The 19,178-nt window shown below is 44.4% G+C and carries 17 protein-coding genes; 11 read left to right on the top strand and 6 right to left on the bottom strand.

Annotation, left to right across the window (positions count from 1 at the left end):
• Positions 1-34 precede the first annotated feature (34 nt).
• A complete protein-coding gene (locus V7O63_RS11690; protein ID WP_340818731.1) occupies positions 35-2,347 on the bottom strand; it encodes an ATP-binding protein in 2,313 nt (770 codons plus the stop codon).
• A 140-nt stretch (positions 2,348-2,487) separates the two neighbouring features.
• On the opposite strand from V7O63_RS11690, the gene V7O63_RS11685 reads away from it, so the two are divergent.
• Both V7O63_RS11685 and V7O63_RS11680 read left to right on the top strand, forming a co-directional pair.
• Positions 2,488-3,615, top strand: coding sequence for an AAA family ATPase (locus tag V7O63_RS11685; protein WP_340818730.1), 1,128 nt, complete (start codon positions 2,488-2,490; stop codon positions 3,613-3,615).
• A 39-nt stretch (positions 3,616-3,654) separates the two neighbouring features.
• Positions 3,655-3,927, top strand: a complete 273-nt coding sequence (locus V7O63_RS11680; RefSeq protein WP_340818729.1) for a hypothetical protein — start codon at positions 3,655-3,657, stop codon at positions 3,925-3,927.
• A 45-nt stretch (positions 3,928-3,972) separates the two neighbouring features.
• Here V7O63_RS11680 and V7O63_RS11675 read toward each other — a convergent pair whose 3' ends face one another.
• On the bottom strand, positions 3,973-4,893 hold the full coding sequence (locus V7O63_RS11675; RefSeq protein WP_340818728.1) for a ribonuclease Z: 921 nt from the start codon (positions 4,891-4,893) through the stop codon (positions 3,973-3,975).
• Between the two features lie 227 nt (positions 4,894-5,120).
• On the opposite strand from V7O63_RS11675, the gene V7O63_RS11670 reads away from it, so the two are divergent.
• Genes V7O63_RS11670 through V7O63_RS11660 form a run of 3 tightly spaced genes read left to right on the top strand, consistent with a single transcriptional unit; the run spans position 5,121 to position 7,254 of the window.
• Positions 5,121-5,495, top strand: a complete 375-nt coding sequence (locus V7O63_RS11670; protein WP_340818727.1) for a 30S ribosomal protein S8e — start codon at positions 5,121-5,123, stop codon at positions 5,493-5,495.
• Between the two features lie 58 nt (positions 5,496-5,553).
• On the top strand, positions 5,554-6,045 hold the full coding sequence (locus V7O63_RS11665; RefSeq protein WP_340818726.1) for an Lrp/AsnC family transcriptional regulator: 492 nt from the start codon (positions 5,554-5,556) through the stop codon (positions 6,043-6,045).
• Positions 6,046-6,072: 27 nt separating this feature from the next.
• A complete protein-coding gene (locus tag V7O63_RS11660; RefSeq protein WP_340818725.1) occupies positions 6,073-7,254 on the top strand; it encodes an aminotransferase class I/II-fold pyridoxal phosphate-dependent enzyme in 1,182 nt (393 codons plus the stop codon).
• A gap of 78 nt (positions 7,255-7,332) precedes the next feature.
• On the opposite strand, the gene V7O63_RS11655 is transcribed toward V7O63_RS11660, so the two are convergent.
• Both V7O63_RS11655 and V7O63_RS11650 read right to left on the bottom strand, forming a co-directional pair.
• Positions 7,333-8,625 carry a Fic family protein gene (locus tag V7O63_RS11655; protein WP_340818724.1) on the bottom strand — a complete coding sequence of 431 codons (1,293 nt, stop codon included), beginning with the start codon at positions 8,623-8,625 and terminating at the stop codon, positions 7,333-7,335.
• Between the two features lie 741 nt (positions 8,626-9,366).
• Positions 9,367-9,669: a helix-turn-helix domain-containing protein gene (locus tag V7O63_RS11650; RefSeq protein ID WP_340820840.1), complete on the bottom strand. Its 303-nt coding sequence runs from the start codon at positions 9,667-9,669 to the stop codon at positions 9,367-9,369.
• Between the two features lie 348 nt (positions 9,670-10,017).
• Between V7O63_RS11650 and V7O63_RS11645 the strand changes: the two genes are divergently transcribed.
• Positions 10,018-10,251: a sulfurtransferase TusA family protein gene (locus V7O63_RS11645; protein WP_340818723.1), complete on the top strand. Its 234-nt coding sequence runs from the start codon at positions 10,018-10,020 to the stop codon at positions 10,249-10,251.
• A 541-nt stretch (positions 10,252-10,792) separates the two neighbouring features.
• Here the strand turns inward: V7O63_RS11645 and V7O63_RS11640 are convergent.
• Entirely contained in the window at positions 10,793-11,791 is a 999-nt protein-coding gene (locus tag V7O63_RS11640) for an inorganic phosphate transporter (RefSeq protein WP_340818722.1), read from the bottom strand.
• 162 nt (positions 11,792-11,953) lie between these two features.
• On the opposite strand from V7O63_RS11640, the gene V7O63_RS11635 reads away from it, so the two are divergent.
• The 5 genes from V7O63_RS11635 to ppcA all read left to right on the top strand — a co-directional run bounded on the left by V7O63_RS11635 (position 11,954) and on the right by ppcA (position 18,110).
• The gene (locus V7O63_RS11635; RefSeq protein WP_340818721.1) at positions 11,954-12,814 is read left to right on the top strand and encodes a 4Fe-4S binding protein; all 861 of its coding nucleotides are present in this window, start codon (positions 11,954-11,956) and stop codon (positions 12,812-12,814) included.
• A 111-nt stretch (positions 12,815-12,925) separates the two neighbouring features.
• Positions 12,926-13,660, top strand: coding sequence for a phosphoadenylyl-sulfate reductase (locus tag V7O63_RS11630; protein ID WP_340818720.1), 735 nt, complete (start codon positions 12,926-12,928; stop codon positions 13,658-13,660).
• Positions 13,661-13,721: 61 nt separating this feature from the next.
• On the top strand, positions 13,722-14,630 hold the full coding sequence (gene cysD, locus V7O63_RS11625) for a sulfate adenylyltransferase subunit CysD (protein WP_340818719.1): 909 nt from the start codon (positions 13,722-13,724) through the stop codon (positions 14,628-14,630).
• A complete protein-coding gene (gene cysN, locus V7O63_RS11620) occupies positions 14,627-16,171 on the top strand; it encodes a sulfate adenylyltransferase subunit CysN (RefSeq protein WP_340818718.1) in 1,545 nt (514 codons plus the stop codon). The genes cysD and cysN overlap by 4 nt, the downstream gene beginning before the upstream one ends.
• A gap of 367 nt (positions 16,172-16,538) precedes the next feature.
• On the top strand, positions 16,539-18,110 hold the full coding sequence (ppcA, locus tag V7O63_RS11615; RefSeq protein WP_340818717.1) for a phosphoenolpyruvate carboxylase: 1,572 nt from the start codon (positions 16,539-16,541) through the stop codon (positions 18,108-18,110).
• Positions 18,111-18,220: 110 nt separating this feature from the next.
• Here ppcA and V7O63_RS11610 read toward each other — a convergent pair whose 3' ends face one another.
• On the bottom strand, positions 18,221-19,129 hold the full coding sequence (locus V7O63_RS11610) for an ABC transporter substrate-binding protein (protein WP_340818716.1): 909 nt from the start codon (positions 19,127-19,129) through the stop codon (positions 18,221-18,223).
• Positions 19,130-19,178: the final 49 nt, after the last annotated feature.

Raw genomic sequence — 19,178 nt, 5'->3', positions numbered from 1 at the left:
ATCATCCTTTAAATCTATGGCGGAAAAAGAGAATTTAGCAATCGTTCATCACAGCCTGATCATTATTTGCAAAGGTGTCATTGCAACTGATCTCGTCAGGCTCGTTATGGATGTCATTCTGGTGTTCATCAGCATATGCCTTCTTCAATCTGACCCAGAATACACTGCCCTGTCCTTCAGGGTTGTCCTCGATCCCAACACTTCCTCCAAGGAGTTCAGCTATCTTCTTCACAATAGCAAGACCAAGGCCGGTTCCTTTTACTCCTTTCTTATGAACTCTCTTAAAACGGTCAAAGACAAGGGGTTTTGACTCATCAGGAATTCCTTCTCCTGAATCGATGACCTTCACTTTCCACTCGTCATAATGGTCCTCGATGTCCAATATTACCTTTGTGTTCTCCGGGCTGTATTTGATGGCATTTGATATGAAATTGGCAAAAATCTCTTCAACTATAGGATTGAGCATGGCGGGGTAGTTACCTCTGGCCCGGATCTCCAGATCCATGTTCTTTTCCCTTAGGTGCTGATAGAATTGCTCGCTGGCATTTTTCAGCATCATCATTATATCCATTCTGGAAAGCTCCAGTTCCTCAGCAGATTCCAGTTTGGCGAACGTTGCAGCTGAATCGATCATCTCTATAAGCTTGTCGATACTTCTCTGCATCGTCTTTATGATATGTGTTTTGGTCTGCTCCTGCTCCATCTCCAGAAGTACGTCCGAGAAACCTTTGACATTTCCTGCAGGGTTGAGCAGGTCATGGCGCATTATGTCAGTGAAAAGGTCCTTGAGCTCATTGGAGTGACGAAGTTCTTCCTCGAATCTCTTTCTTTCGTCAAGGTCCATGGTCGTTCCGGTGAACCTGAAAGGTTCATTGTTCTTATCCCACTCGGTGAGCTTGCCTCTTGCAAGGATCCACTGCCATTTTCCTTCGTTGTTCTTCATCCTGAACTCTGATTCAAAGAGCGGTGTCTCTCCTTTCAGGTGATTGTCAATGTTCGCATTTAGCATCTCAAGGTCATCAGGATGTGTGAGCTCTCTCCATGAATTGATGTTCTGTTCTATATTTTCGAGTTCATATCCTGCCATGCTGGCCCAGCGGTCATTGTACATGACCTCATCCGTTCTGAGGTTCCAGTCCCACATCCCGAGGTCAGCACCATCCAGTGCAAGTTCCATGACCTCCTTTGTCTTTTCCAGTATGCTCTCGATATCCTTGCGCTTCGTGATATCACGGACGATCGCCAGGGCATAATTGTGATGGTCAAGGTTTGAAAAGGTGACATTTAGCTCGACAGGCAGGGTACTATTATCTTTCCTTGTGAGTGTCTTGTTGGGTTCAAGATACCTGTCACCGAACATTTCCTGAAGGTCATTGCACCAGAAATTATCATTGAAAAGGTTCTGTATGTCCTGTTCATTCATGTTGAGGAACTCTTCTCTTGTATGTCCGAGTTCCTGGCATGCAGTCTGATTCACATCGATGATATTTGTGTTCTCCAGATCGATGACGAAGATGAAATCGTTGGACCTGTTGATAAGATCCTTGAAAAGACTGAGGTCCTTGAGGAATGACCTGTGATTCAGTGCCATTCCAACAAGCTCTGACACTACTTTCAATGTGTGTGTATAGTCCTGACAATGATCAACACCGACAGAGTAATTCTCCAGACTGATGAAACCTTTAAGCTCTTCGTTTGATCCCACCGGTATTATGAAGATGGACTTTAATCCATTAGACCTTAAAAGATCCTGTTCTTTACCAGTTCTTTCTTCGCTCTCCTCATTTTCTGTGAGGACTATTATCTGCCTTCTGTCCAGTTTAGCTCTGATCCATGATAAATGTGAAACTGCCTTTCTTTCAAAAACACTTGTTCGGTCTGCATGCTTTTCACTTTTCCACTGGTGTGACATGTATGCTGCACCGTTCTGTTTGAACAGGTACAGGTAGCTATTTCCGGTATTACAGAGTGTGCCGGTTCTCTCAAGTGTCTTGTGTATTATAGCATCGGTATCATTGGGCTGGATGAACATCGATACAAGTGAGGATATCATGTCCTCTATCTTTGCATTGCGCTCGACGAGATGTTCAAGCTCTATTCTTTTGTTCTCCAGTTCCTCAATGTTGTTCTCCAGTTCTTTATTCTTCTTTTCGATGTGGTTACTGGCAAAGATTATAGCAATGAAAGCACATCCTATGAGTACGGAACTTATGATTATAGAGCTCGTACTTGCTTCAATGACAAATGGCGCCAGAAGTACAAATCCCAGGATACATACGACTAAAAGAAAGACGGTGTTTACGACACCGGGTATCTTCATGTTCCGGACCATTGGCTCTTTTTTCATAAACATTATAATATAGTAATATCTACTATATTTATTATACGTTCAATTTTATTTAGTTTTGGTAGTGTGTATCGCGAAAGCTCTAAGGGTTAGGTTTAATAATTCGCGTAATTCATTTAGGATTGTAGAATAAAAAAGAGATGATACATATAGTAAGGACTGTCCAGAAAACCAGTATTAAGTCGAACAGGGAAACAAATTCAGAACCAGCAGAATGTACAGCTGACTTTCTCGTGCTGGAGCCAGCAGGTTATCCTATGGCAAGCATACTTGATGAGTATCCCGAGATCTCTGACCCGGGTGTTTTCGAACACTATGCAAGGGAGCAGTGGAATGGTTATACGGCCCACAAGGGCGATTATCTCTTTGACCGTCGCATGTATCCTGATTTTGCATACAAGGTAACTGATGTTGAACCACCGGCCTCTGTGATAGGACAGAACACTCACATCATTGTAAGTGATACTTCTGTGAGCAGTATTCCTGCGGTGGAGTTCAGGAGCGATGTTACTTTTGATGATGTCATTGGGCAGCAGAACGCTCGTAAGAAGTGCAGACTGATCGAACGTTTTCTCGCATCACCTGAGAAGTTCGGCAAATGGGCGCCAAGGAACGTGCTTTTCTTCGGTCCTTCGGGTACTGGTAAGACCATGCTTGCAAAGGCACTGGCAAATAAGGCACATGTACCTATTCTTCCTGTAAAGGCTACCGAGCTTATAGGCGAGTTCGTAGGTGAGGGTGCCAGACAGATACACCAGCTATACGAACGCGCACAGGAAATGGCTCCTTGTATAATTTTCATCGATGAGCTGGATGCGATCGCCCTTGACCGCAGACACCAGACACTTCGTGGGGACGTTGCAGAGATAGTGAATGCTCTTCTTACGGAGATGGATGGTATAGTAGAGCGTCCGGGAGTATGTACTATAGGAGCCACCAACCGTACAGACACCATAGACCTTGCTGTAAGGAGCAGGTTCGAGGAAGAGATCGAGTTCACCCTCCCTGATGAGAAAGAACGTCTTTTGATACTGGAATCAAACGTAGGGACATTCCCTGTTCCTGTAAAGGATCTCGATCTTCGGGCAATTGCAAAGATGACGGAAGGACTTTCCGGAAGGGATCTGGTAGGCAAGGTGCTCAAGACCGCTCTTCATAATGTTATCATAGAGGACAGGGATGCTGTCACCCAGGATGACCTGTATGCAGCTATCAAAAAACTGAAGAACCTTCCTGCACCATCCAGTGGTGACAGAATGTACATCTAAGGATCACCTTTTTAAACCTGACAATTATATCGAAGGGCTATGTCTGAGATAAATGAATCTGACCGTTTCGAGTGTGTCATCGTCAATGTGATCGACACCCTCATGTGGAAAGGAGTTGTTGTAGAAGAGATCGAGTCCGGTGGACGTGTCTATTTTGGGAAGGTAAAGGCAGAAGGCTTCGAATATGTTCCTGGTGACACTCTGTATATAGGTCTGAAGCGTCTCCCCTATGAGATAGAGGATATGGAAATAGAGATGGAAGTATCCCTTTACGATGCCGACGATAAGAGGCTCGACTGGACCTTCCTTTAAAATACATCCTCTTTTTTTATAGTGATATTCAGCCTGTCTGTGCTATCACATCTTATCCCTGTAAGGGATGTCGAGTTCCATCAGGTCATCTGCAACGACCACTTTATCGAATACTTCTTTTGCTTCCTTGAGTAGCTGCGACGGGTCATCTGAGTATCTGGAACTGATATGCGTGAGGACAAGTTTAAGCACATTAGCTTCCTTTGCCAGTGTGGCAGCTTCCTGTGCGGTGGAATGCATTGATTCTATCGCCCATTCCTGCTGTTCATTTGCCAGTGTGGAATCGTGTATAAGGAGATCAGCATCCCTGCTTGCTTCAAGTATGGCCTTGCATGGACGTGTGTCTCCGGTGTAGACTATCTTCCTTCCCGGGCGTGCTTTTCCCACGACGTCCTTTGAATGTATTACTTTTCCGTCCACTTCCACGGATTCTCCGCGATGTAGTTTTGAGAAGAGTGGTCCCGGGGGAACGCCAAGTTCAATGGCTTTCTGGCGGTCGAATTTACCGCTTCTTTCATTTTCCACAAGCGCGTATCCAAGACTTGGTATGCTATGTTCTGTTTTTATTGCCATGATGGAATAATCATCTCTTTTTATAACATCTCCCGGACTCAGGTCTATGGCATCTATCTCAAAGCGCAGTTTGTAGTAACCCAGGGCACTGAGTATCCTTGCGAATTCATGGACCCAGTGAGGACCGTATATCTTCAGTGGCTCTGTGCGTCCGTGGAATGACATTGTCTGTATAAGTCCGGGGATGCCTAGCATGTGGTCGGCATGGAAATGACTTATGAATATGGAGGACAGTGCCTTCATCCCTGTCTTTGCCCGCATCATCTGTTGTTGCGTTCCCTCTCCGCAATCAAAGAGCATAAGCTCGCCTTCACGGTTGACCATTACAGCCGATGGATTGCGTTCCGGGGTTGGAAGGGACCCCCCTGTTCCAAGAAATGTTACGCGCAGCATACATCTATATAAGTATTAGAATTATTTATGAATTGTCTATGGCAGAACAGGTGGCGGAGTGTCGTCTTCGCTTTTGTTTTTGTAAATGTTTGACTATGTTTCTGTCACTCGAAAAGTTCATATATCATCTTATTATTAAAGGAACGTCCATAAATCATACCAGATTTATATTGAAATAACAAAGGTAATTCTATTCACAATAATTAACGATCATAAGAGGATATATCATGAAATGGCAAGGCAGATCCAGAAGGACATACACAGGTGCTAAGGTCAAGTCAGCTCGCGGAAAGAGGAAATTCGAGCTTGGTAATGAACCAGCTGAAACCCACATCCATGAGACTAAGAGGAAGAACGTTTCAACAAGAGGCGGAAACAGAAAAGTAAGGCTTCTCCAGTGCAATATCGCAAATGTCACAGATACACAGGGCAAGACCCAGAAGGCTGACATCGAGACTGTTGTAGGGAATGTTGCTAACGAGCACTACGTCAGGCGTAACATCCTCACAAAGGGCTCAGTTATCAAGACCTCCCTTGGTGAAGCAAGGATCACAAGTCGTCCAGGTCAGGATGGCGTTGTGAACGCGGTATTGCTCGAGTAATTCGAGCACTCTTTTTTCTTTTTAATTTAGTTTATCTGGTTTTATGGGGTTGCTATATATGGATGATAGAACACGTCATATTCTGGAATGTCTTGAAGAGGATGCACGTATGGGTCATGAGAAGATCGCAGCCCTTACAGGTCTCACTGCCGATGAGGTGAGTAAAAGAGTAAAGGAACTCGAGGACAGTGGTGTTATCCGAAAATACAAGACCGTTATTGATTGGGATCTTGCAGGTGATGAGAACGTCTATGCAATAATCGAGCTCAAGGTGAGCCTTGAAAGGACAATTGGATACCAGCCGCTTGTTGAGCGTCTGTACAAGTTCCCGGAAGTACGTTCTGTCAGGCTTCTATCCGGACAATATGATCTTTCACTTACCGTTTCCGGTAAGACGATGAAGGAAGTCGCTTTCTTCGTTGCCGAGAAGATATCAACCCTTGAACAGGTACAACATACAACCACTCACTTTGTCCTGAAGACATACAAAGAGGATGGTATAATCCTCTATGAGCAGGACCATGTTACACGTTTACCGGTGACCCCTTAAAAGGTCACATTACAGGATGTAGAATAAATGAGAAAAGCATGCACCCCTTCAAAATTCGTAGCAGATGTGATGAACAAGGTGCCACCATCAGGCATACGTCGCTACTTCGATCTTGCGTCCGGGATAGATGATGTTATCTCCCTTGGCGTAGGTGAGCCGGATTATATTACTCCCTGGCACATTAGGGAAGCGTGCATTCATTCTCTGGAATGTGGCGAGACATCCTATACTTCTAATTATGGACTTCTGGAACTCAGGGAATCCCTGGCTGACCACTTCTCTGCAAAGTACGGTGTGAGTTACAACCCGGATTCTGAGATACTTGTTACTTCAGGTGTCAGTGAAGCACTCGATGTAGCTATCAGGGCTATCACAGATCCCGGTGATGAGATAATCGTTGTCCAGCCATCTTATGTGGCATACGTACCTTCGGTGATGTTCGCAGGTGGAGTACCTGTTATCATCTCAACAAAACTTGAGAATAATTTCAAGCTCACAGCAGAAGAGCTGAAGGCTGCTATTACTCCTAAGACAAAGGCTGTTATCATCAATTACCCTAACAACCCAACAGGCGCTACCATGGGCAGGGAGGACCTTGAGGCTATTGCAGATGTTGTCTGCGAGCATGATATCATGGTCATATCCGATGAGGTCTACGACTGCCTTACCTACGATTATAATAATGGACACACATGTTTTGCTTCACTTGAAGGAATGCGTGAAAGGACCATCCTGCTCAACGGTTTCTCCAAGGCATATGCAATGACCGGTTTCAGGCTGGCCTATGCAATGGCATCTCCTGATATCATCAGTGCAATGATGCTGATCCATCAGTATTCCATGCTCTGTGCCCCCATCACTGCACAGATAGGAGCCATCGAAGCCCTTCGTAACGGCACCGATGAAATGATGCGCATGGTCCGCAGCTACGACCGCCGCCGCCACCTTATCGTCAACGGCCTGAACAAGATCGGTCTTGAATGCTTCGAGCCAAAGGGCGCATTCTATGCATTCCCTTCCATCGAAAGCACGGGTCTGACCTCAGAAGAGTTCGCAGAACGCCTGATGAACGAGCAGCATGTCGTCACAATTCCTGGCAATGTGTTCGGTGATGCAGGTACCGGATTCCTGAGATGTTCCTATGCGACCTCCCTTGAGGAGATCGAGAAGGCTCTGGAAAGGATCGGGGCTTTTGTTGATGGGTTGTGAAAGCTGAAGAGGCTTTCATTTTGTCTTTTTTTAGAGTAGCTTGGGTGCTGGTTTGTACTAAGCACCTCCAAATAACCCTTAAACTCCTCTGTACCTGTACATATAGCTCCTGCCTCTTTTTATCTTTTCAATGTAGCCCATCTCAGCAAGGTGCTGCATATCATTCCTTGCTGTATCGTAAGCCACATTGTACTTACTTTTGATCTCAGCTATGGGGAAGTACCTTTCAGGTTCTTTGAGCATACTCTTGAGTATATCTGCCTGTCTGAGGTTAAGGTCCTCAGACCTTTCGATGATCTGCATGGTCTCATTCTGTTCCTGCTTTTTGAGGGATATGTACTCCTCAAGGTCTTCCAGTGCTTTCTCTATTGCTGAGAGATTATAGTTTATGAAATATGTCAGGTCGTTATCATCGGTTTCAGTGAAGAGATAGGCCCTGGTATATTTTTTCTTTGAGTGTAGCAGTATCCGGGATATTGGCATGTACTCAAAGAGCCAGTAACCACGACTGAGCATGTACCAGTAGAATATGGATCTTGCACATCGCCCGTTCCCGTCGGTGAAGGGATGAATGTAGCCTATGAGGAAATGCAATATTATCCCTTTAATGAGTGGGTGGATGAAATCATTCTCGTCATTGCTGGCAAATCTGCAGAATTCTTCCATTAGTGCAGGGACCATCCGATGATCAGGTGGAGTATGATAGATGACAGTACTATCCTGTGGGTCGGCCACAACGATCTCATTGTTGTCCCTGAACCGTCCTTCATCCTCTGGATCATCAAGAGTATCCCTGACTATCTCCCTGTGGATTCTGAGCAGTGTTTCTACATCGATCGATCTCTCTTCCATTTCGGCTATCATCTGCATGGTCTGATAGCCGTTGATGATCATTTTCTGTGAGTAGTCCCTGGGCTTATTTTTCTGCCGCAGCATCTTCTTTGCTGCCTCTCTTGTAGTAGCTGCTCCCTCGAGCTGACTGGATGCTATTGCCTCCTCCATGAGTGAATTAACGATATATCGCTTCCTGTCCGAAGCATTCACTCCGCCCGGTCCACTCTCAAGGTTCCCGGCACCTTTTGTATCCAGCAGGTGTAGCCGTCGCATTGTCTCTCCGGTCTGAATATATTGAAATGTCCAGTCTCCAAACTCAAGCCTTTTCGACTGCGTGCTTCTGCTATTCTTGATCAACGCCCATATAATTTCAGCTTCCACCGGTAATTTCCGGTGCCGAAGCTCATCCCAGTGCAGGTAATCCCTGTTGAACTTTGCAACAAGTTCCTGCATCTGCGGATCAACAAAAATAGAGAGCTTATCGGGATTTTTCCCGACAATCTCCCACATATCCGGTGCCTTCTGTGGAATCTTCATAAATACCAATTCATTACTTTTTGGTAGTAAATGGTAGCTATTAGAATTTAAGGATTACTACCAATTTGGGATAAATTGGTATTAATTGGTATTTACTTGTTTACTCAGATATGTTCAGGCATCAGTTTTGGAAGGATTGAGCACGAATTTGAGATGAATTCCGATATAATGCCTCTCATTTCACTTCACATATTCAGACATCTCTCTAAACCTCAAATGTCATAATGATGAGTCTCATTATATTCTAAACAATACATAATTTTATATAACAGAAAACTAAACTAGGAATTGTAGTCACATAACCTATGACCTGGTTTTGTGGGCTGATTGGTTGGTACGATATATCATCGGAAAGGCTGAAGCAAAAACGAATACGATAAACGGAACATGGGCAGTTTCTCTCTGCACTACATCATCTCTCCCCAAAACATCTTATGTCCATGTTCCACTCTTCAGCATCTGTTCTTCGATATCATGTTTTTCTCAAGAGTTGCTACTATAATGTAGTAATAGTATAGTAATAAGTAGCAATGCAGCAGATATTTTGTTCTTTGTAATTCTATCTGCAAGTCTGTGATCCAGTTTAACTCTCAGTTAAATGTACTGTAGTTACAGGAATAGAAAAGTGGAGTGGAGAAGTGGAGATAGATTCGGAACTGATCATTCTTGACTCGTGTTCCAGATCATCTCCACTTATGGAAGAAGTTGTGTGTTTGTTCAGGTACTTTTGCCTGGATGTCTTCACATGACTGCGAGTTCAAAATTCTCTGCATTCATATTTAGCATCCTCTGTTCTATTTTCGGAGCATCGTCCATTGGAGTTCTTCCAATGTCCGGCACATTCTTCAGGCCATAGAGGCTTTGTCTTGCATCCTTGAAATAGAACCTTTCCTGCAGGAAATCCTCGTCCTTCAGTCTGCCAAGTGCATATCTGATGGTACGTGGAGGCAGGTAACTTTGTTCGGCTATCTCCTTTTGTGTAAGGAGTCCGCCATATTCGAGAACCTTAAAGACGAGTTTTGCAGAAGGTGGAAGTCCTTCGATCGTCTTTCTGACATCCCTGTCGTTTTGTTCCCCGATATTCTCAGTTATCTGTACTGTTTCTCTGTAAGCATCAACAAAAGCGATCCCTCATTTTATATTTTCTCCTTTTTAGTTTTGAATATTAATGTTTGATATTTGTTCTTTCACGATTGTGAAGTAACAATTGTGAAACGACTTGATGATATATATAACTATCGATAAATTGCACGATAATTATGCACCACAGTTATTTTTGCTTGACCGAGTATAAATACGGGTCTATTTTGCCTGTATCTGAGCTATTATATGATTTCTCAGTCAATCGTCCTTATACAATAATTACAGAACCACTGGACAAAGGTAAAGAAAATGGCAAAGGAATCTATAGAACTGGACCTGAAAGGGGAGGTATGTCCCCTCACTTTCGTTAAGACAAAACTGCATCTGGAAAGCCTGAAAAGCGGTGAACGCCTCACTGTGATCTTCAGTTCCCAATCTGCAATATCAAATGTTCCAAAAAGCGTGAAGAACGAGGGCCACACTGTACTTGGCATCGACCAGGAAGATAACGGTACATGGAAGATGCTTATCGAAAAAGCTTGATGGGTCATTTCACCTCCTTTTTTTCTATTTTTGATCTTTAGGGACTCTTGTTTAAATTGCTTATGTGGCCCTGCATCTCTGTCGTGATCGCACCTATGATTCTTATGGTAAATGTCGCGATCTCTAATTACTGGTGTCCGGGAAAAGAGTTGAAACCAACAGAATATTTTAGTCACCTTTTCGGACTGTGCCGGCTTCGCTGTGACCCTCCGGGATGGTCTTAGTTATTCATGACTTCCGATCATTCAAACCTATTATCTTCTGCATCCACGGGTTTCTGATGGATCTATCAAAGATCATTGAAAAACAAGGAACAATACTACCATCCGCCGCAGGCGGCACGTTCCTTCACTACTATCCTGAAGACTATTGAAATGTTCCAGTAATTGAAAAATTATGAGGGCAAAGTTTCAATTAGCAGGATTTCTACAGACTCTCCATTTTCTATTCAAGATATCATTCTTGTTCAGTCCAATGCTAAAAAAGTAATTCAAAATACCATTCTACATGGTACTTTATTGCTATCGACCGATCAGTCCATTCAGGAAACAATTCTCATAGCACCGAATGCTATAAGACCCGCAATTATCGGTGAAGTGATCCACATGAGGCCGATACGTTTTACTGTCTTGCTTTTCACTGTATTGAATCCTTCATTCGCACATCCAATGCCTATAATAGCTGCCGGTACGATCTGTCCCAGTGAGACCGGTATGCCTGCATGTGATGCTCCGTGAACGATAACTGCTGCTATTCCCTCTATGAAAATGGCACGGATGGTACAGAGTTCTGTAATGTCGTCTCCCACTGTCTGAAGTATCCTTCCGCCAATAAGCAAAGCACCGGCTCCAAGCGTCAGCCCTCCAATGATCGTACCTGTGGTCTGATCAAAGAATCCTGCACCTACTAGGGGACCCACTGCGCTTGCAGCATTGTTGGCACCGGCAGAATATGCCACATAACATCCGGAAGCAGTAAGGAGCTTTGTAATAATACTCCTGATCTTCGCCTCCGATTCATGGTCAATGAGCCAGATAAGGAGCTTCGGATGAATGAATTTGCCGCATATGAATGCCAGTGTAAAGGCAAGCACCGGTGTGACTACCCACCATCCTACTATCTCAGTGAGCAAGCTGGTATCAAGTACGCCGAAGAATATGCCTATCCCTACGATGGATCCGACTATTGACTGACTTGCTGACACAGGTACCTTCAATATATTACCTATGAACAGGCTGAGTGCAGCAGCAGCTATTGCAATGATGGCAGCAACAAGTGTTATTGTGTTCCCCGGGACTATATCGTTACCCAGTGTCCTGACAACATCGCCGCCACTGATAACCGCTCCTAAAAATGAGAATATAGCTATCAGGATCACAGCCTGCTTCTTGGTACGGGCCTTTGCGCCATATGCTGCACCCATGGAAGCGGCTGCATTATTTCCGCCAATGTTCAATCCCATAAATATTGCAGATGTAATTGCAGCCAGTGCTATGATCACTTTAATTCTCTCCTTTTCCTTTTTAGCATGTCTTTTCATTCTTTCATTCTACATGATCGGACAGCATCTGTCAATTGAATGTTAGGTTATTATATATCGCTGAAGAATGAGGCCAAAATTACCACAAGATCTTAAAAAGATGCAACATTTGCCTTATCATACACATATATATTGGAACATACAAAACTGTAATTGATAATAATGGGTGAAAAGACAACCAACTATGACAGACTTAAACAGGGCGGTTTCCTTCGCCAGAAGCAGCAGGAAGACCTTTTTTCCATGCGCCTTCGCGTTGTAGGCGGCCAGTTAAGCGCTGAGCAGCTTCGCGCACTTGCCGATGCTTCAGAGAAGTATGGCAGGGGTGAGGTCCACATAACCGCACGTCAGGGACTTGAGATATCCTACATCCCCTTCGAGGATGCAGAAGACCTCCTTGACGAACTTGAAGCGCGCGGTGTCCATCAGGGTACCTGCGGTCCAAGGGTCCGTGGTGTAGTTGCATGTCAGGGTAATCGTATCTGTCCAAGGGGACTTATCGATTCAGAGGACATTGCAGGTAAGATCGATGAGAAATATTTTGCCATGGAGCTTCCTGGCAAGTTCAAATTCGGTGTCACAGGCTGTCCTGCATCATGTATGAAAGCTCAGGAGAACGATCTTGGTGTCATGGGAGGACTTGAGCCTGAATGGATAGAGGGCAAATGTAATTATTGTAAGCTCTGTCAGACCGCATGTCCTGCCGACGCGATCAGGGTAGAAGGCAAAACTCTGGAATATGACCGGGAGAAATGTATCCTCTGTGGTCAGTGCCGTCTCATATGCCCTAAAAATGCATGGGCTGTATCAAAAGAGGGGTATACCATCTATGTCGGTGGCAAGGTTGGAAGATATCCAAGATTTGGTACCAAACTTATAGAACTCGTAGATGAGGATACACTCTTCAGTATAATTAAAAAGTCCATTGAGTTCTTCAGGAATGAAGCAACTCCCGGAGAACGTTTCGGAGATACCATACAGCGTGTGGGTTTTGAAGAATTCAGGACCTTCGTGCTGGAATGAATACGCTTGGATCGAACTGCATTGTATATCTATAATGCAGTCCATTTTATGTGTATATACAGTGTCTCTGTCGAAACATACACTTTCAGTCAATATTATATGGAAATCAACATGCCAGAACAAAAAACAGAAATTGGGAAACTAGCCGATGATTATAAGGGCCGGACTCCTCAGGAGATCCTTGAGTATGCCCTTAACAGGTTTGGAAAAGATATTACCATTGCATTCAGTGGTGCAGAGGATGTTGTGCTCATCGACATGGCTGTAAAGATCATGCCGGATGTGAGTATCTTCTCTCTTGACACTGGGCGCCTGCATCCTGAAACCTACAGGTTCTTCGATGTGGTTCGGGAGCATTATGATATCCCTCTCGAGATATTCTTTGCCAACAGGGAAAGGACGGAGGAACTTGTTAAAGAGAAAGGCATGTTCTCATTCTACAGGGACGGACATGGTGAGTGTTGTTCTGTCAGGAAGGTAGATCCTCTCAGGCGTTCCCTGAGCACAAGGGCTGCGTGGATAACGGGCCAGCGTAAGGACCAGAGTCCCAATACGCGTGCAGAGATACCTGTAGTTGAGGTGGATCCGGCATTTGGTGATGGCAAACTCATAAAGTTCAATCCTCTGGCTAACTGGAGCTCGAAACAGGTATGGGATTATATCCGGGAGAATGATGTCCCCTACAATGAGCTTCATGAGAAAGGATACGTCAGTATTGGCTGTGAACCATGTACCAGACCGGTCCTGCCGGGACAGCATGAGCGTGAAGGACGCTGGTGGTGGGAAGAGGCAACAAAGAAGGAATGTGGCCTGCACTCTGGAAATATCAGGCCTCGTGAAGAATAGAAAAAACGATTGTATTAATAAATTCATTGAACATGACTACAATAATTAAAGGAGGGTCAAAATGACCACTGGGGAAGAATGCTATAGGCTTTCAAATCTGAAGACACTTGAAGCTGAAAGCATAAATATAATCAGGGAAGTAGCAGCTGAATTCGAGAATCCGGTTATGTTGTATTCGGTGGGTAAGGACTCATCGGTAATGGCTCATCTTACGATAAAGGCCTTTTATCCGAAAAAGGTTCCTTTCCCGCTGTTGCATATTGATACCGGATACAAGTTCCCTGAAATGTACGAGTTCAGGGACCGCTACACAAAGGAGCATGACCTTGACCTGAGGGTCCACAGGAACGAGGATGCTCTCAAAAGAGGTGTGAATCCCCTTTCAGTTGGTACTGTCAAATGCTGTGCCGAGCTCAAGACAAAGGCACTTCTTGATGCATTGAAGGAAGGCGGCTATGATGCGGCATTCGGCGGTGCACGCAGGGATGAAGAGAAATCAAGGGCAAAGGAGAGGATCTATTCGTTCCGTGATAAGCACGGCCAGTGGAATCCTAAGAACCAGAAACCCGAGCTGTGGAACCTGTTCAATTCAAAGATAGACCAGGGTGAGTCCATAAGGGTGTTCCCGCTTTCCAACTGGACTGAGCTTGATATCTGGACCTATATCTACCATGAGAATATCGAGATAGTTCCTCTCTATTATGCAAAGAAAAGACCTGTCATTGAGAAGAATGGCCAGCTGATCCCTGTCTACACAGATGATCATGAGGGTGAGGTCAAAGAGGTCATGTGCCGTTTCAGGACCCTTGGATGCCATTACTGTACAGGTGCCGTGAAGTCGGAGGCAGACACTCTGCCGAAGATCATCGAAGAGATGATGGTATCTCGCCATTCCGAACGTATAACCAGGGTGATCGATCACGATCAGGATAGCTCCATGGAACAAAAGAAAAGGGAGGGATACTTTTGAGCTCAGACTCTCTGATCGAACAGAATCAGAATATCGATCTGCTGAGGTTTGCCACTGCAGGAAGTGTGGATGATGGTAAATCAACTCTTATCGGCAGATTGCTGCATGATTCAAAATCAATATTCGAGGACCAGCTGAATGTTATAAAAACATTCTCGAAGACCCACAGGAACCAGGAAATGGATTATTCCCTTGTGACCGATGGACTGAAGTCAGAAAGGGAACAGGGAATAACGATAGATGTAGCTTACAGGTTCTTTTCCACTCCGAAAAGACGTTTCATCATTGCTGATACCCCCGGGCATGAGCAATATACAAGGAACATGGCCACAGGAGCATCCAATGCGTCCCTTGCGCTGATTCTTGTAGATGCCAGGAACGGAGTTGTAACACAGACAAAAAGGCATTCGTTCATATCGTCCCTTCTGGGTATCCGTAATTTCGTGGTTGCGGTCAATAAGATGGACCTTGTGGACTATTCGGAGGAAGTGTTCGAGAATATAGTAGATGAGTTCAATTCATTTGCTGATAAGCTGGCAGAAGAATCGATCTACTACATACCCATAAGTGCTCTCAAAGGTGACAATGTCATTGACCGAAGCGAGAATATGCCCTGGTATAAAGGTTCCACATTGCTTGACTATCTGGAGAATGTGAATGTCTCCGGTGGTCGTAACCTGACAGATCTCAGGTTCCCTGTTCAGTATGTCAACTGGGGAGGGGGCGATGATTTCAGGGGCTATTGTGGTACAATAGCCTCAGGTGTGGTCCACAAAGGTGACAAGGTAAGAGTACTCCCTTCAGGAAAGGCGAGCACTGTTTCAAGGATCGTAACCTATGACGGGGACCTTGATTATGCATGTGCGCCAATGGCCGTGACCATTTGCCTTGAGGATGATATTGATATCAGCCGTGGGGATATGATCGCTAAGGCTGATGATCTTCCTGTGATCGCCGGAAGCTTTGAGGCAAATATGGTATGGATGGATAATACTCCCATGGAGATCGGGAAGGATTATCTTATCAAGCATACCACCAGCACAGTGAAGGGCGATTTCGAGGAAGTGCTCCATGAGTTCGATCCCGATGATATCAGTACGAAGCCATCGAAGTCCTTGGGTCTGAATGATATTGCTAAGGTCAAGGTCGAATTGAAGAGTCCTATATTCGCCGATGTATATTCCAGGAACAGGTCTACAGGCTCTTTCATTGTGATCGATCCTCTCACCAACCAGACAGCTGCTGCAGGTATGATTACCAAATGCAAACAGGTATCGCCTGATAAGGCATGCAAGGCTGTGAGAGCCAGGATCATCCCATATGCTGGTGACAAAAAGGAAGAGGCAAAGGCACACTATGACCGTCTTTCCATGCATGGTACGCATTGCATCTATGTGGATGATGACCTGCTGAAGGAAACCCTCTGTAAGGATATCCCTGCTGACAGCGACCGATACTCAGAAACCATTGATGATCTGTGCAGTATATCCACAAGATCCGGTGTTTCAGTTGTCGTGTGCTCGGACCATCTGAAAAGTTGAAGTTATTTGAAACTCCTGCCTTCTTTTAAAGATGGCAGGCCTTTTGTCTTTTTTAGTAAATTTGTACATTATGTTCTATTCATTTATATGAGTGGTTTACAATACTTTCCTGATCGTATCATCTTTCTAATCCTATGATCGTCCATAATTCTTTTTTATGCTGTTTATATATTAAGAATTAAGCGATTGCACGTGGATATTCTCTTTGGTTAGGTCCATCCGTGAGGAATACTTATATGTATGTAAACCATTAGTTGAACAACTTGTTTACAAATGTGCCAGGTTTACAATAGCTGTATTCAGAATTCTTCTTTAAGATCTGGGCAATTTGAAAAATGGTCATGTAACTACAGGGAGGATATAGTCTATGAGCAAGAATAACGATCATCCAAAAATAATGTGTACTCAGCACCCGGACACTGCATCAAAGTATGTTTCTACGCAGGAAGAACCTGAGGAAGCTCTTGAGGCTGCAACCATATTCGGCTGCGATGAATATATGCCGGATTATGAGGGAAAGGCAACACCTTATCACCAGAATGTCCAGATAGTATCAAAATTCATTGAAGAGACCGACCTTGTCCCGGGTAAAGACTTTTTTATCACTCCCAGGGCTCCGAGTGCGGTTCAGGAAAATCGATTCAGGCAACTTATGGTTATGATGTCCATTGCCGAGGCTAACCAGATGGCGCTTGAATATTCTGATGTGCAGGCTATCGATGAATTCGTACACCCGATGACCGGCTCGGTCAGAGAGATCATTGAAGCCCAACAGCACATGGTTGATGTAAGTGATCTTGCAAAAAAGGAGTTCGGATCATCAATGGAGGTTCCTCGTATTGTTCCTCTTATCGAGGATGCTCCTTCACTGCTGCATGCAAAGAAAATGACAGAAGAAACGATACTTTCCTGGGATGAGCATTTTGGAACAGCTCCTGAAAAGTTCAGGATCTTCCTGGGGAAGTCAGACTCAGCTTTATCTTTTGGTCATGTTGTAAGTGCGCTTTCATGTAAATATGCCATCAATTCAATTGTGGAATTGAACACTGAGATCGACACAAGGACGGGTGTTATACTGGGGGCAGGATCCCTGCCTTTCAGAGGGCATCTTGATCTGAATAATGCAGATAATTTCTTCAATGAGTATAAAGGCATAGGGACCATCACTCTTCAGTCAGCTGTCCGACATGACAATGATAAAGAGGATGCAAAAGCCCTTGTAAAGCTTGCAAAAGAAAGACTTCCGGAGACACCTGACATATATTCAGTCGAAGAGAAAGAAGAAATGGTTAATATCATGGGGATCTTCGGAGCAAGATACAATAGAATTCTCGGAGAACTGGCCCCGACAGTGAACAGGATCGCTGAACTACTTCCACAGCAACGGGACCGTTTGCTGAACAAGGGCAGGAATGGATATTCCAGGACTGCTCCGGATATCTCAGGCATAACATGTCTTTGTCGCAGTGATATTGCAAAAGAGCTTAAAGGCAGCATGCCTGTCGAAGGCCTGAATATGCCAAGGGCTATTAAATTCACGGGTGCGCTTTATTCCATAGGCCTGCCACCGGAGTTCATAGGTACTGGCCTTGCTCTGGAAGATACCAGAAGGGAACTTGGAGAAAAAGCTTTTGAGAATTTACTTACTAAGTATTACTCCTCTCTGAAGGGCGATCTTGATATTGCATCACGGTATCTGAATCTCAATGTTGCATCCCGCTTTATTTCGGAAACATGCTTGAAAGAGGTAAGTAAGGATATTGGGATCCTGGTTGATATCCTTGGTCTTGAAACAAGTCCGGAGCCTTCATACAACATTCTGTTGGAAATGATGCAGCCTGAGCTTCTCCGGACAGGGGACCACATGGATGAAGAGGTGTCTCAGCTGGTATGTTCTACCATTACTAAAATGGGGAAACTAAGAAAAGCCCTGGGGTAAGTTCAAAAATGATCAGGGGCTGGATTATGAAATGGTGTAAAAGCCGATAATTTTCCATCTTATATCCAGTTCAACTTTTTTTATGACCTGGCTTTTTAGAGATAAAAGGCCTAAAGTTCCAGTTCCTTCACAAAACGAAGGTCGAAGATATTATCCTGGCTGAGCTTGCCTGAGATATATCCAAGTTCATGCAGTACATCCACGAATCTCATGGTGGATGCAATATATTCTTCGGATATCTTTGCAGTATATTTGGGTGAGATTATATACATGTCATGTACGAACTCTGCATCAACCATCTTTACAGCCTCTGCAACCAGTTCTGATGCTTCTTTAGTATTCTGGTGGATGAATTTGCATGCTTTGTCGTGTAATTCTATGAACTTCAGCAGTGTGTCAGGCGACTCATCTATCATTTTCTGGCTTGCAACGATCCCATAACTTGGGTTATCCGGCCAGAGTTTTTCAGGAGAGATAACAACTTTTGCATCACAATATCTTTTTGCAACGACTGCAAGTGATGGTGTTCCAACGGCAGCCTTTATCTCGCCATCCATGATGGCTTCGGGTATCATGTCAGCCCAGTCATAATTAAGGACATCGATCTCTTCTTCAAACCCTGCTTCTCTTATATAGTTCCTTATTATCACGTCATGGATGGAGCCCGCAGGTGGGCAGGCAATGGGGAGTCCTTTGAATTGTTCTAAAAACCGTATGTTATCGTTATTACATTCATCAAGCGTAAGGTATCCTTTAGTGGCTATCATCACTGTTCCTTCAACATGACCTCCTGCGATACACTTTGCTTTCAGTCCTCTGTCAATACCGATCATAGTAGGGGGAAGTCCGATGTAACCTATGTCCACCTCATTGTTCTCCAGTGCACGGACTATCGCAGGCCCGCCTCCGAAAAGTTTCCATTTGGGTTCAATACCTGCTTTTTCCAGCCAGTTCTTACTCATAAGTATGAATGAGCTATGGTACATTGTGGAAAGGTGCCCTATTCTTAATTCTTTCATACATTCACCGTTGCCTATTGTCATCGATCCTTTTCTTGATGGCATTTGA

Origin of the sequence: Methanolobus sp. WCC4, from assembly GCF_038022665.1 — an archaeon.
Lineage (GTDB): Archaea > Halobacteriota > Methanosarcinia > Methanosarcinales > Methanosarcinaceae > Methanolobus.
The sequence above is the reverse complement of the archived record's forward strand: the minus strand, read 5'-3'. Positions and strand labels throughout refer to the sequence as shown.

Coding starts and splice junctions, on each gene's coding strand:
- V7O63_RS11645 (WP_340818723.1), top strand. CDS start 10,018: ATGGCAAAGGAATCTATAGAACTGGACCTGAAAGGGGAGGTATGTCCC.
- ppcA (WP_340818717.1), top strand. CDS start 16,539: ATGAGCAAGAATAACGATCATCCAAAAATAATGTGTACTCAGCACCCG.
- cysD (WP_340818719.1), top strand. CDS start 13,722: ATGACCACTGGGGAAGAATGCTATAGGCTTTCAAATCTGAAGACACTT.
- V7O63_RS11635 (WP_340818721.1), top strand. CDS start 11,954: ATGGGTGAAAAGACAACCAACTATGACAGACTTAAACAGGGCGGTTTC.
- V7O63_RS11660 (WP_340818725.1), top strand. CDS start 6,073: ATGAGAAAAGCATGCACCCCTTCAAAATTCGTAGCAGATGTGATGAAC.
- V7O63_RS11670 (WP_340818727.1), top strand. CDS start 5,121: ATGAAATGGCAAGGCAGATCCAGAAGGACATACACAGGTGCTAAGGTC.
- V7O63_RS11665 (WP_340818726.1), top strand. CDS start 5,554: ATGGATGATAGAACACGTCATATTCTGGAATGTCTTGAAGAGGATGCA.
- V7O63_RS11690 (WP_340818731.1), bottom strand. CDS start 2,347: ATGAAAAAAGAGCCAATGGTCCGGAACATGAAGATACCCGGTGTCGTA.
- V7O63_RS11610 (WP_340818716.1), bottom strand. CDS start 19,129: ATGAAAGAATTAAGAATAGGGCACCTTTCCACAATGTACCATAGCTCA.
- V7O63_RS11680 (WP_340818729.1), top strand. CDS start 3,655: ATGTCTGAGATAAATGAATCTGACCGTTTCGAGTGTGTCATCGTCAAT.
- V7O63_RS11655 (WP_340818724.1), bottom strand. CDS start 8,625: ATGAAGATTCCACAGAAGGCACCGGATATGTGGGAGATTGTCGGGAAA.
- V7O63_RS11630 (WP_340818720.1), top strand. CDS start 12,926: ATGCCAGAACAAAAAACAGAAATTGGGAAACTAGCCGATGATTATAAG.
- V7O63_RS11685 (WP_340818730.1), top strand. CDS start 2,488: ATGATACATATAGTAAGGACTGTCCAGAAAACCAGTATTAAGTCGAAC.
- V7O63_RS11640 (WP_340818722.1), bottom strand. CDS start 11,791: ATGAAAAGACATGCTAAAAAGGAAAAGGAGAGAATTAAAGTGATCATA.
- V7O63_RS11675 (WP_340818728.1), bottom strand. CDS start 4,893: ATGCTGCGCGTAACATTTCTTGGAACAGGGGGGTCCCTTCCAACCCCG.